This window comes from Butyrivibrio sp. FCS014 (genome assembly GCF_000526935.1).
In the GTDB taxonomy this organism is placed as follows: Bacteria; Bacillota; Clostridia; order Lachnospirales; family Lachnospiraceae; genus Butyrivibrio.
The window spans coordinates 1,157,277-1,170,532 of the sequence record NZ_JAHA01000019.1 but is presented as its reverse complement, the minus strand read 5'-3'; the positions used below and the strand labels follow the sequence as shown (position 1 = coordinate 1,170,532).

Genomic DNA, 13,256 nt, shown 5'->3' with positions numbered 1-13,256 from the left:
AAATGATAGGAACAGAATTTATTGAAGGCTACGGCCTTGGAAACCAACTGTTTTTTTATATAACTACGAGGTGCCTTGCTCTGGAAAAGGGTGTGGACTTTGGTTTTGTGAATCCCGGACAGGTGGGAAATGTTTTTCACTCCAAGAAGGGAATGTATTTCATGGTTCTTGATATGGGCAAAGAGATATCAAGAGAAGAGATGAAGAACTATAAGATCTTCCACGAGCAGGACGACAGACTCTTTATGGGTAATTCCATACATGATATGACTAATGGCTGCTATATCAGTGGTGCAGATCCAGAGCTTTTCAAGGTGGAGGACAACACCCTGATCTATGGAAATCTTCAGGATCAGTCATATTTTGAGAAGTATAGGGATAAGATTAGAGAGTGGCTTCATGTTAAGGAAGAAGCGGAGTCCTACGAGTATACCGCTGATGATCTATGCATAATTAACTTAAGAGGTGGAGAGTACACCAACCATCCGGAGTTGTTTTTGGATAGAAAGTATTTCCTTAATGCCATAAAGAACATGAAAAAGATCAATCCAAACATGAGATTTATGGTAATAACCGAGGATGAAGAAGCCGCAAATAAAGTGCTTCCGGAGTACGAGCACCATCATTTTGATATGGGCAAGGATTATGTGACTATAAAGAATGCCCGCTATCTTATTCTGTCTAACTCATCATTTGCGCTGATGCCGGTTATGTCCAGTACAGAGCTTAAGTATGCTATAGCACCTAAGTACTGGGCACGCCATAATATTTCAGATGGCTTCTGGTCCTCAGAGCAGAACATATACAGCTTTCTGACCTATCAGGACAAAAAAGGCAGACTCTTCACTGCGGACGAATGCAGAAAAGAGCTGGAAGAATATAAAAAGACATCAAAGCTTTATGCGAAACGTAATAAACGTCCCGGAAGAGTCATGACCTTTTTCCAGGTTATCAGGCGCAAATGCCTTTACGGAATCTTTTTTGGCAAAAGAATAGTAAGGTCTTTGGAACGGCGCCTTGGCCTGATCAAGACTTATTCAGCATAGAACGGAGATTAAGGTGTCAAAAGAAAAGCTTAAACTGCCTCAGGTTACACTGATGGCCATGACAAGCGTAAATGTATATGAAACTGTTCAGGCTATGAAGTACAGCATGCGGGATATTGAGTTTGGGGATGCGGTCTTTATCAGCGATAAAAAGCCGTGGTATCTGCCAAAGGATATCCGATTCAGCTACACTTCAAAGCTGGACAGCATAGATAAATTCAATTACAAGATGGTCTATGAACTGAAGGACCATATAAAGACTGACTTTTGTCTGGTAGTACATGCTGATGGATTTGTGATTCATCCCGAGAACTGGAAAGATGAGTTCCTTGAGTACGACTACATAGGTTCTCCCTGGCCGCTTCCTACCAACGACTACGCCTACAGGGACAGTGAGGGCAATATCTGTAGGGTTGGTAACAGTGTATCCATAAGGTCAAAGAGACTTTTGGAGTATCCTGCCGTTCACAATATCCCATGGCATAAGGTTCAGGATGACCAGTACAACGAGGATATTTTCCTGTGCTGTGCTCACAAGAACGAGATGGAAAGAGACGGCCTTAAATGGGCTCCGCTGGAGGTGGCGATAAAGTTCGCAAGAGAGCACGCACTTCCGGAAAACAAGGGGATCGAGCCCTTTGCCTTTCATAAATGGAGAGGCGAGAACAAGGACTATCCCAGATTTTACAGCCCAAAGAAGCGATTTAAGATGGCTGTAAGACCGCTGCTTTTCTGGAGACAGAGCAGCGAATGGAAAAAGAAACACGAAATACCTGAGGATTAATAATGGTCTACGATTGTATACCCTTTTTTAATGAACTGGATATATTGAAACTCAGGCTCAACATCATGGACCCTTATGTTGACAGGTTTGTGATAGAAGAGTCTACAGTGACTTTCTCCGGAGAGCCCAAGGAGCTTATCTTTGAGAAGAACAAGGATATGTTTAAAGAGTTCCTTCCGAAGATCACCCATATCGTGGTGGATGATACTCCCATAGAGGGGGCTGATACCCATGAGAGAGATTATTTCCAGAAGAACAAGCTGATACAGGGGCTTAAGGATGCTACACCTGATGACATCATCATCTTCAGCGATGCTGATGAGATCCCATGTCCCGAGACCCTGGAAGAGATAATAAGAAATTTTGATAAGACCAAGGTTTATCACCTGGCTCAGAGAAATTTCTACGTATACGTAAACAATGAGGAGAAGAGCGGCAAACTCCTTTCCATTACCGGAGAGTTCCCCAAGATTCCCAAGGAGAAGAGACTCTGGCTGGGAACCAAGATCTGCAGCATAGACAACATCCCCAAAGAGGGAATTGTGAGACTTCGCGACCTGATCAAAGTGGATGATCCAAGGAGTGTAAGAGTCGCTAACGGTGGCTGGCACTTTGGCTACATGGGGGGATATAAAGAAAAAGATCCCATGAAGAGGATAGGTATCAAGACCAAGGCAGCAGCCCATCAGAACTACAATGAGAGAGAGGTCCTTGCCGAGACCATGGATCATCTTATCCTTGGCATGGATATCTTTGGAAGAGATGCAAGATTTGAGAGGGTGGAAGTTGATGAAACCTACCCTGTATATCTGAGACAGCATCTTGATGAGTACGAGCATTTTGTTTTGGGTAAGATCACAGGATGGATGAAGTTTACCCACAGATTTGATATGACAGTTGGACGTTTTTGCAGAAAGGCATTTCATAAGGCTATGAGAATGCTGGGGGCAGAGAAATGATCTTTAGCGTAATTGTACCCGTATGCAACGGGGAAGCTTTCATAGAGGAATGCGTGCGTTCAGCTGCCGAACAGGCTGCGGATTTCACTGACCTTAAGGGAGTCTGCGAAGTGGGCAATACCTCCGGACAGGACATCTTTGAGGTTATCATCTGCGAAAACGGTTCAAGCGACAGGACACCGGTTCTTTGTGATGAGCTGGCCGCAAGATACGAGTGCGTGACCACTATCCACCGCGGCAGAATCGGCCTATTCAGAGCCCGCCAGGAGGGTATAAGAGTAGCCAATGGCGGATGGATCGTATCCCTGGATGGAGATGATGAGCTGGCTCCGGGAGCCCTCAGAACCCTATACGACACAATTGAAAGCTGTAAAAAAAGCGGCACTGAGCCTGATCTCATCCTGTATGATGCAGCAGTACTTGGTCAGCCAGATAAAAAGCTTCGAAGCTACAGCTTCACCCCAAATGTGGTCCATGGGGACGGAGTCAAGGGACCATTCATGGAGCAGCTCTGCATGGACGACTCTGTAAACGCCATGTGGATCAAGTGCGTAAGGCGCAGCATTGCAGCCTTTGAGGATATTGATCTATTCCTGAACTACGGAGAGGACCTTTACCAGACTGCCAAGCACCTTGATGAGGCTTCGGGCATTCTGTATCTGGATAAAGTCCTGTACTACTACAGAAAAGATTCAGCCAGCCTTTCATCCACCTACAACGAGTCATATCTTGAGGATGAGAAGAATACCTACAAGCAGCTGGATAAGTACTCACAGAAGTGGTTTGGTGACAGATTTACAGAGACAATCGCAGAGAGGAAGGCTCTTACCTGTACAATTGCGGTATCTAAGCTTATTTATTCTGACCTGACCACCGCTGACAAGAAAGAGAAACTTGAAAAGCTTATAAACGACGATTTCTACAGGGAATACTCTAAGCACCCGCTTCCCAAGTGGGCCCCCGAGGAAGCCCTTTATGTAAAGAAACTGCAAAGCACAGACAACAGCGTAAATGCGCTTATTTCAAATAGCATCAAACACGGTATAAAAAAACGTATCAAAGGATGGCTTCGTAATGGAAGGTAAGCTGTTACCTTGGTTTAAAGAAAACAGAACAAAGCTTGTAAATGCGCTCTTCTACATCGCCCTTACCATAGAACTGGTACTGATGATAGTGGAAAAGAGTGAGCTGACCTTTTCTTATGAGAGCTACGTGTTCAGGGTAACGTTTCTTCTGACGCTCTTGGCTGTGCTTTTGATGGAACATAGCGTAGCAGAGTGGGGCATCATAGGCTTTATTATTGCGCTTGCGGGATTTTCCTATGTACATACCGGAAGAAATGATCTTCTTAGAATAGCCATGTTCATTATGGCATCCAGAGACATTGACCTTAAGAAGGCACTTAAGTATTGCTTCTACCTTAGTTTTGCTGGATTTTTGCTTATTGCTCTTCTTGGAGTTACAGGGCTTCTGGGAGATGTATCCCTGACCTTGGACTACGGAAGAGATGTCGGTGTTGAGACCAGATATGTATTTGGATTTGGTCATCCCAACACTTTATTTAGCAGCGTCTATGCGCTGATACTGATGTGGATCGGAATATACGGAAGAACTGCAGGTATTCTGCCCTATATGGTGGCTGTTGCTTCAACAGCAATAGTGATAGCTGTGGCCGGAACCAGAACCGGAATGCTGGTCATGACATTTACACTGTTTCTGGCAATCTTCTTTAGGCTATTTAAAAAGCTCTCGGAAAAAAGATACATATATATCCTTGGTGGCGCAATAACACCGGTACTTTGCACAGTTATCGCTTCCTGGGCTGCGTGGGCAGCAGGATCATTTTATTATGAAGAGAGGCCGATGCTTTTTGGTAAAGCCGCATGGGACCTGGATTTTAAGCTTAATAACAGGATCAGTAACCTGTACTATGCAACTCCCGATCATGGCGGGATTATTGATTATTGGACGTTGTTCTCCGAGAAGGGATATGACGGATACTTTGACATGGGATGGAACCGCCTGTTTTACTGGTACGGCATTATTCCCACTATAATCATGATACTTGCCATGCTGGCGATTGTTTATGAGTGCATGAAGCAGCGTGACATCTGGACAATGGTACTAATGGTATCCCTAGGAATATATACTCTGGTGGAGGCGACCTTTGTCACCAGATACCTTGGAAGAGACTTCTTCCTATTGATTGCAGGAGTTTACCTGGGAAGGTTCTTCAGGAACCTTTTCCAGCCAAAAGACTTGAAAGAATCAAAAGACTTGAAAGATGCGAAAGGGGCAACCAATGCCTGAGAAACTAAGGAAAAAACTGTTCTATATTGCTGTAGCAGTGAACTTCATCATGACAGCTATATACGAATTTCTCACACCAAACATGTCCGATGACATCATATATGGAGATGCAGTGGCCAAGGCAAACAGCTTCTTCGACCTCTTTGTTCAGGAATATGAGCACTATATGACCCACATAGGACGTAACATCGCTCACATCATCCTTAGGATTTTTATGTATACCGGAACCAAGGCGGTGTTTAACATCGCTGCGGCAGCAGCCTTTACAGCCTTGGGAATTCTTATCTATCGCAACATCGATAACAGAAAGCCCTACGATCTGAGAGTCTATCTGGCAATAACCCTTCTTTTGTGGCTCTTTGACCCTACCATCAGCAACAGTGTGTTCTGGGAAACCGGAGCCTGCAACTACCTGTTCACAGCGCTTATCATGGTGGGCTACATCACCCTTTTCAGGAAATCCATCTGGGAAAAGAAAGAAGGCTCAATCCTTTTTGCAGTGGGAATGTTTTTCTTCGGAGTGGCTGCAGGATGGTGCAACGAGAACACCTCCGGTGGTGTTATCTTGTTCGTACTTCTGATGTTTGTTTGGAAGTGGATTGAAACCAAGAATTTCTCCGGCATCAGGCTGTGGATGATAACGGGACTTATAGGAAATATCATAGGCTTTGTCATAATGCTCCTTTCTCCGGGCAATGCTTCAAGAGCAGAAGGCGCAGAGGAAGCCCACACAGGACTGCTTGCAATGGTAGCCAGATTCCTTAAGATAACTCTGAACATCAAAGACTACTACCTTGTTCTTATACTGACATTTACGGTTATGGTGATCGCCATAGCCTATAAGACGGGTTCTTTTAAAAAGTTCAAAGAGGCGGCAGCAGGCATGCTTATGTTTGCATTCCTTTTCCTGGCAACCGCCTATGCTCTTATCATGGTTCCCGAGTCTCAGCTTCGCACCTACTACGGAGCCAGCTTATTTCTTATGACGGCTATCGTTCAGGGCTTTGCCTGGATTGTTAATAAAGGGTTCGATGCAGATCTTGTCCAGATACTGGCAACCAGCCTCGTGACAGTATTAAGCATCATCCTTATTTTTACCTACATAGAAGACGGCGCCAACCTTGCCCGTATCAAGCGTGAATTCGATGAGAGAGATGCCTACCTTACCATGATGACCACCACCACCGATGAGAAGTGGCTTGAAGCCCCTATGCTGCGTCCCGGTTGGGAGAACAGATTCTCCATGGCCTATGAGTCAGACATCTGCGAGGATCACTGGAACTGGCTTAACCTAAGTTATGCACAGCATTACGGAATCGACTTCATCAAGGGAGTAGATAGGGAGACCTGGACCAAATACTAAAGCGTTTTGAGGAAATGTATGGAAACAAACGGGGAGAAGCTTTTAAGCGTTATAATTCCTGTATATCAGGCTAAAGACACACTGAGGGAGTGTGTCTTATCTTGTTTAAACCAAAAGGACTTAAATCCGGAAGAGATTGAGATAATCCTGTCAGATGACGGCTCAACGGACGGAAGTAAGGAACTCTGCGATGATCTTCAGAAGGAATACGGTCAGGAGCGTATAACCGTCATTCACACCGGCAATCACGGAGTATCCCACGCCAGAAACCTTGGCCTCGAAAGAGCCACAGGTCATTTTGTCACCTTTGTGGATGCGGATGACAACCTGACGGAGGATTTTGCCGAGAATCTTATGAAGTATGCCGATGAGACCACGGTTCTTCTTGATGAGACTGACAGCCTTCAGTCCGGCGTCAAGGTAAGCGGCTACCAGTACATAGAGAACAGCATATTGAACGCAAACTCCCATGTGTGGGGGAAAATCTTTGAAAAGAAAGAACTGGAGCAGTCAGGCACCAGATTCATCGAAGGCCTCACCATCGGAGAGGATCTTTTATTCCTCATAGATTTTGCCCTGGCTCAGGGGAAGACCCACAACATCAAATGCATCCGCGGGTCGGGAAATTACGTCTACAAAGAGAACGAGAACGGTGCCATGAAGAGCGCCTTCAAGGCAAGCTACATGGATGAGCTTAAATGCTGGAGTCTTGCAGGAGACAAGATGATGGCCGCAAGAGAGAACTTCTCAAGCTACGCCTTCGTGACCCTTGCGGTGAACCGCATTATGACAGCATTTCTTGTTATAGGTAAAGTTGCGGTTCAGGACGAACAGGACCGGGACAACGACCTGTCCGCCCTTGCAATCTCAAAGGCTTCGGAGCAGATAAATGACGCCCTTAAGACCCATGGGTCTTTTGCCGGCCTTTCACTGGGATACAAACTCAAGGTGATCCTCTTTAAGATCAGCCCTAAGCTTTACATAAACAGTTATCATCGCCACAAGAGGGGAAAATGATATGTCATTGGATTTAAACAGACCGATAATCCTGTATATGCACGCAGGCTCCGGAAACCACGGCTGTGAGGCCATTGTGGACAGTACCCTGCGTCTTATAGAGCGCATCAGGAAAGAACAGGGAGCAGACACCTCCCTTCCCGTTATAGTTGCCACCAACAGCGTGAATGAAGACAGGAAGTACATTCTTGGGGATCTGGAGAAAAAGGGACTTTGCACTCTTGTTGAAGAGGACCATATAGACAGGGATTTCATAGCCCACGTTTTTTATTACGGATGGCGCCTTATTACCGGGGACTGGGAATCCTTCCTTCGTTACCGCTTCAGGGAAGTGATGAAGGTCTACGAGGAGAAGTGCAGGGAAAAGAGCCTTCACCCTTACGAAGAAGGTGCTAATGGCCTTAAGCCTCTTGCAGTCTCCATAGGCGGGGACAACTACTGCTATCCCGAGATGATTCCCGATCTTATCCTGGCACACAGCGTTTTCAGGAAAAAAGGCTTTGAGACTATGCTCTGGGGATGCTCCATCGAGCCTGACTCAATGAGAAATCCCGATCTTTTACAGGATATTAATGCTTACGATCGCATATATGCCAGAGAGTCCATAACCTATAATGCTCTCTTAAACGCGGGGATACCAGCAGATAAGATCACTCTCAGGCAGGACCCTGCCTTTGAACTTCAGAGGGCGGAGATCCAGCTACCTGAGTGGTTTAAGAAGGGCAATACCATAGGAATAAACTTAAGCCCTATGATACAGGAGAGAGAATCCAAAAAGGGGATAGTAAGAGAGAATTACCGCAACTTCGTAGAGTTCATTTTGGAGAAAACAGACCAGAACATTGCCCTGATCCCGCATGTGGTGTGGAGCAGCAGCGATGACAGACAGACTCTTCAAAAGCTCTATGATGATTTTAAAAACAGCGGCCGCGTCTTTATGGTTGATGATGCACCCGCTGAAGTTCTTAAGGGTTACATAGCAAACTGCAGCTTCTTTGTGGGAGCAAGGACTCACAGCACCATAGCTGCTTACAGCAGCGGAGTGCCCACACTTGTTATGGGCTACTCAGTAAAGAGCAGGGGAATAGCCACTGACCTTTTCGGAAGCTACGAGAACTATGTTATTCCGGTGCAGGAGATCGAGGATCCCTTCGCACTGGTCAGAAGCTACGAGTGGATCCGCTCCAACAGAGCCAGTATTGGGGGAAAATAAAAATGCTTATTGTTCAGATTGCAGGCGGCCTGGGAAACCAAATGCAGCAGTACGCGGTTTATTACAAGCTTAAGAAAATGGGGAAGGATGTGAAGCTTGACCTGTCCTGGTTTGATCCGGGAGTGCAGAAAAACATGCTGGCTCCCAGGGAGTTCGAGCTTTCCATCTTCAAAGACCTTGAATACGAGGTGTGCACAGACGAAGAAAGAGACTACTTTCTGAAAAGAAACGGATTTCAGAAGCTGTCAGGCAAGATTGCAAGAAAACTAGGCCTTAGGGACAACGACAATCCAAAGGTATTCTCTGAAAAAGAGATGTATCATCCGGAGATCTTTGATCTGGATGACAAATATATCAAAGGATATTTTGCCTGTCAGAAGTACTACAGCGATGTGCTGCCTGAGCTTGCGGAGAAGTTTCTTTTCCCGGAGCACTCCGATGAAATGCTCCATACAAGGAACATGACCCTGGCAGCCAAGATGGACGGCGAATCCAGCGTGAGCGTTCACATAAGGCGCGGGGACTACCTTGATCCGCCAAACTTTGCCATACTTGGCAATATAGCAACGGAGGAGTATTACGAGGGCGCCATGAATTATTTCCTGGTAAAAGACCCGGATACTCACTTCTACATTTTTACCAGCGACCATGAGTATGCCAGGGAGAAGTTCTCCGACGAATCCCGGTACACTATCGTTGACTGGAATACCGGCAGGAACAGCGTTCAGGACCTTATGCTCATGAGCCACTGCCGCGGCAATATCTGTGCCAATTCCACCTTCAGTTTCTGGGGGGCAAGGCTTAACCGCCGCCCTGACAGGAAGGTGATAAGAACTTACAAGATGAGGAACAACCAGCCGGTGAACCCGGAGATCATGCATGATTACTGGGGAGACTGGATCCTTATGGATGAGAAAGGAAGCATTATCTAAACTTATATGAACAGAGTTAAGTCCGCAACAAGGAATATTGCCTTTGGGTATGTGGGACAGGTGGCAACCGCGATCATGTCGTTTGTGTTGCGAACTGTTTTTATCATGCGGCTTAATGAGCAGCTTCTTGGTATTAACTCGACCTACACCAATGTTCTTTCAATCCTGAATATGGCAGAGCTGGGCATAGGCACAGCCCTTAACTTCAGTCTCTATGCCCCTGTAGCCAAGGGCGAGACTCAGAAGATAAAGTCCTACATGATGATGTACAGGAAGGCCTATCACTTCATCGCTGTTGTGGTGGCGGTCATTGGACTTGCTCTTACCCCGTTTCTCAAATATCTGGTAAAGAATCCCGGAAACAGCACGATAAGGGATTTAACCATCTATTACTTTATTTTCCTGTTCAATACAGTAACCAGTTATTTTGTGGCCTATAAGTATTCGCTGGTAAATGCACAGCAGAAGAACTATATCCAGACCAATATCAATACCATAACCAAGGTTATCACTGTATTCTTCCAGATCATTATCGTTCTTACTACATCCAACTTCTACCTTTTCCTTCTGACCGATGCTGCTGTGCAGCTGATTCAGAAGATCGTGGTATCAAGGTACCTGGATAAGCTCTATCCCTTCCTCAGGGACAGAGATGTTCAGCCTCTTACGAAAGAGGAGAGCGATACTGTATGGACCAAGACCAAAGCTCTGGTATTCCACAAGATAGGTGATGTGGCAAGGCTCCAGACCGACGCCCTTATCATCTCCTCCCTTATAGAGGTTGGTGTGGCCGGAGTTGTTGATAACTACAATCTGGTGATCGGGACAGTTTCAAATTTCGTTAATATCATCTTTAACTCAGTTATATCAAGTTTCGGAAATCTTATAGCTACGGAGTCCAAAGAAAAGCAGTTCTCCATGTTCAAAGTCTACAGGTTCTTTGCATCCTGGGTCTATGGCTTTTCATGCGTTGGTTTTTTGGTGCTGCTTACTCCTCTTATCCGCATCTGGCTGGGGGAGAAATGGATACTGGCTCCTGCAGCAGTATACTGCATTCTCATCGATTATTACTTCAAGGGCGACAGAATAGTCCTTAGCAATTACAAGACAGCAGCAGGTGTATTTGAACCCGATAAATACCTGGCTTTGATTCAAGGCGCGGTAAACCTTATCCTGTCCATCTGGCTGGTTCAGACCCCGCTTGGACTTACCGGCATCTATATCGGAACCATAGTTTCAGGACTTATAGCCAATATCACAAAACCTGTAATCATCTACGGAACCTGCTTTGACAGGAAGGCATCGGAGTACTTCCTGGATACAGCCAAATACCTGGCAAGTCTTATTGCAGTACTTGCAGTATGCAAGTTCATAAGCGGCTATGTTCTCGTAAACTTAAATATCGGGACATTCCTTCTTATGGCGGTCATCATAACAGTTATATTTAACGGATCATATTTCCTGCTCTATGGCAGAAGCGAAGAGTTCGGGTATATTAAAGGTAAAGTACTGGAGAAGTTAGGACGGAGGTAATTATCGACTGTGAAAACAATAAGTAAGTATAGATCAGTCCTCATGGGATTAGGAATAATCTGGATATACTGTTTTCATATATTGCCCCCTGCTAAATGGGGGACACCTATCTGGTATATCCATTCGCAGGGGTATACCGGTGTGGATCTCTTTATTTTGCTGTCCGGTTTTGGCATGATATATGCATATACCAAGCATCCGGTTAAGGATTTAAAGAGCTACTTAAGGTTTGAAGGAAAGCGATTCTTGAGGATATATGCCAGCTTCCTGCCAATAACTGCAGTGATTGCCCTTGTCGATAACTGGACAAAAATACAGATTTTAATGAGAATTACCTATATTGAGCAGCTTACTGTTCACATGTATAAACATCTGTGGTTTGTTGGCGCCATTCTTATGTACTACATATTTGTGCCTTTCTACCTGGCACCATTTTGCAAGGCTCAAAACAAAAAGAGATTTACCATCATTTCAATGATCATAGCTTATGCTGTTGCGATTGTAGCAAGGCCTTACCTTAGAGACGATATTGTGTTTCCTATTTTTACCAGGATTCCCATGTTCCTTTTGGGAATATACTGGGGGTATCTTGCCATGAATGAGACAGATGACACGGAGTATCATTTTGGACACAGGAAGATGAATATTGCAATGATAATATTTGCAATATTTATTGTTATCACTTACTTTGAACGCTTGGAGGCCATACCAAGTCCGGCTTTTCTGGGGGAGGGCTTTACTTACTGGTTGTTGGGGGCCTTTACTCCTGTGTTTTTCATATCTTCCTTGTGCCTTATTGTTGCGCACCTTGCCAGGTGTATTGATAGATTTAGAGCAGGTCATACGCTGAATTATATGCTTTCCTATATGGGAGGAATCACTCTTGAAATATATTGTATGCATGAGTGGGCAGCCAGGAAATTCAGTAACCTTAACTCCAAAATAGATGCTCCTAGATGGTATCTTGCAACTATGATAGTTGTTTTTTTTGCATCAGTCGGAGTGCATGCTGTTGCTACAGGCATAGCCGGAAGAGTGTTTAATAGGGAGAAATGACATGATAGACAGCAATCAGTATATGAAGCTTGTGGAGACGACTGCCACAGAGCTTGAGCACATCATGGAGGTGTCGCTTACCCGTCGAGCCAAGGATTTTGTCAAGAGTGCTCTGGGGCGTTCAGTAAGGACTGAGGATCCAATGTTCTGGCCGGCAGGGATGCTTATGCTTGGCTTGACTGAGGCTAGAATGGCATTGGCGGGACAAGACATGGTTAAAAGGATTGATGAGACCATTGAGTCCCACGTAATAATGTGGCGTGACAAATATGCTTCAAAGATAGATTTCATAGATGATTCCCTTGCGGGAACAGCTTTGGTCAAAATGTATGTATATACCGGGAACGAACTGTATAAAGATGCCGCAGATAAGATTTACGAATTTGTAATGAATGCACAAAGAGACCCGGAAGGCGCCATTATATACAATTCCGGAAAAGGTAACTCAAACATATTTGCAGATGGGATCGGCCAGACTGTCATGTTCCTTTCAGCTTACGGCAGGGCATTTAACAAAGCGGATGCTCTGTCACTGGCTCATACTCAGCTGATGAATTTCAGAAAATACGGCATGGATGCAAGGACCGGTCTATGCTATCACGGCTATTGTATTGACAATAAAGTAATTGAGAAAAAGGGCCTCCTGGGATGGGGCAGGGCAATGGGCTGGCTCATTATGGGACTTTCCGAATATTGTAACGGGAACGTGGATATCAACATGGCTAGCTGGTACCGTGATCTTAGCGGTATAATTGAATCCTATGTAAGAAGTGACGGCGGATTCTCCTGGCAAATCCAGGCTGTGGAGGGACATTTGGATACCTCAGCTACAGGAATGCTGTTATATGGCATCAGGGCAGGCGACGTAACGGCGCTGAGCATGAATATCGACAGTAACGGACGTGTAGGAAATGCCTTAAGCTCCTGCGATGATTTCGGAGTACACTATCAAAGTTATGGTCATTATCCCTGGGGACAGGGCGCTGCACTAGCAGCAATATCCTCGGCATTTAGCAAGCAATAATCATACATCAACCAGTAAG

The 13,256-nt window shown here is 45.2% G+C and carries 12 protein-coding genes; all 12 read left to right on the top strand.

The window, feature by feature from the left end; translation table 11 throughout:
• The first annotated feature begins 2 nt into the window (after positions 1–2).
• From T456_RS0117875 to T456_RS0117820, 12 genes are read left to right on the top strand one after another with little or no spacing between them, the layout of a single operon-like run.
• Positions 3–1,046 carry a glycosyl transferase gene (locus T456_RS0117875; protein ID WP_024867367.1) on the top strand — a complete coding sequence of 348 codons (1,044 nt, stop codon included), beginning with the start codon at positions 3–5 and terminating at the stop codon, positions 1,044–1,046.
• 13 nt (positions 1,047–1,059) lie between these two features.
• Positions 1,060–1,830, top strand: a complete 771-nt coding sequence (locus T456_RS0117870; RefSeq protein WP_024867366.1) for a DUF5672 family protein — start codon at positions 1,060–1,062, stop codon at positions 1,828–1,830.
• A gap of 2 nt (positions 1,831–1,832) precedes the next feature.
• A complete protein-coding gene (locus tag T456_RS0117865) occupies positions 1,833–2,789 on the top strand; it encodes a glycosyltransferase (RefSeq protein ID WP_024867365.1) in 957 nt (318 codons plus the stop codon).
• On the top strand, positions 2,786–3,874 hold the full coding sequence (locus tag T456_RS0117860) for a glycosyltransferase family 2 protein (protein ID WP_024867364.1): 1,089 nt from the start codon (positions 2,786–2,788) through the stop codon (positions 3,872–3,874). Before T456_RS0117865 ends, T456_RS0117860 begins: the two co-directional genes overlap by 4 nt.
• Positions 3,864–5,099 (top strand): hypothetical protein, encoded by a 1,236-nt coding sequence (locus T456_RS0117855; protein WP_024867363.1) that lies wholly within the window; start codon positions 3,864–3,866, stop codon positions 5,097–5,099. Before T456_RS0117860 ends, T456_RS0117855 begins: the two co-directional genes overlap by 11 nt.
• Positions 5,092–6,462, top strand: coding sequence for a DUF3329 domain-containing protein (locus T456_RS0117850; protein ID WP_024867362.1), 1,371 nt, complete (start codon positions 5,092–5,094; stop codon positions 6,460–6,462). The genes T456_RS0117855 and T456_RS0117850 overlap by 8 nt, the downstream gene beginning before the upstream one ends.
• An 18-nt stretch (positions 6,463–6,480) precedes the next feature.
• Positions 6,481–7,479: a glycosyltransferase family 2 protein gene (locus T456_RS0117845; protein WP_024867361.1), complete on the top strand. Its 999-nt coding sequence runs from the start codon at positions 6,481–6,483 to the stop codon at positions 7,477–7,479.
• Position 7,480: 1 nt separating this feature from the next.
• Positions 7,481–8,692 carry a polysaccharide pyruvyl transferase family protein gene (locus T456_RS0117840; protein ID WP_024867360.1) on the top strand — a complete coding sequence of 404 codons (1,212 nt, stop codon included), beginning with the start codon at positions 7,481–7,483 and terminating at the stop codon, positions 8,690–8,692.
• Positions 8,693–8,694: 2 nt separating this feature from the next.
• Positions 8,695–9,624 carry an alpha-1,2-fucosyltransferase gene (locus T456_RS0117835; RefSeq protein ID WP_024867359.1) on the top strand — a complete coding sequence of 310 codons (930 nt, stop codon included), beginning with the start codon at positions 8,695–8,697 and terminating at the stop codon, positions 9,622–9,624.
• A 6-nt stretch (positions 9,625–9,630) separates the two neighbouring features.
• Positions 9,631–11,157 (top strand): lipopolysaccharide biosynthesis protein, encoded by a 1,527-nt coding sequence (locus T456_RS0117830; protein ID WP_024867358.1) that lies wholly within the window; start codon positions 9,631–9,633, stop codon positions 11,155–11,157.
• Positions 11,158–11,166: 9 nt separating this feature from the next.
• Positions 11,167–12,213: an acyltransferase family protein gene (locus tag T456_RS0117825; protein ID WP_081749149.1), complete on the top strand. Its 1,047-nt coding sequence runs from the start codon at positions 11,167–11,169 to the stop codon at positions 12,211–12,213.
• 1 nt (position 12,214) lies between these two features.
• Positions 12,215–13,237 carry a glycoside hydrolase family 88 protein gene (locus T456_RS0117820; protein WP_024867356.1) on the top strand — a complete coding sequence of 341 codons (1,023 nt, stop codon included), beginning with the start codon at positions 12,215–12,217 and terminating at the stop codon, positions 13,235–13,237.
• Positions 13,238–13,256 lie beyond the last annotated feature (19 nt).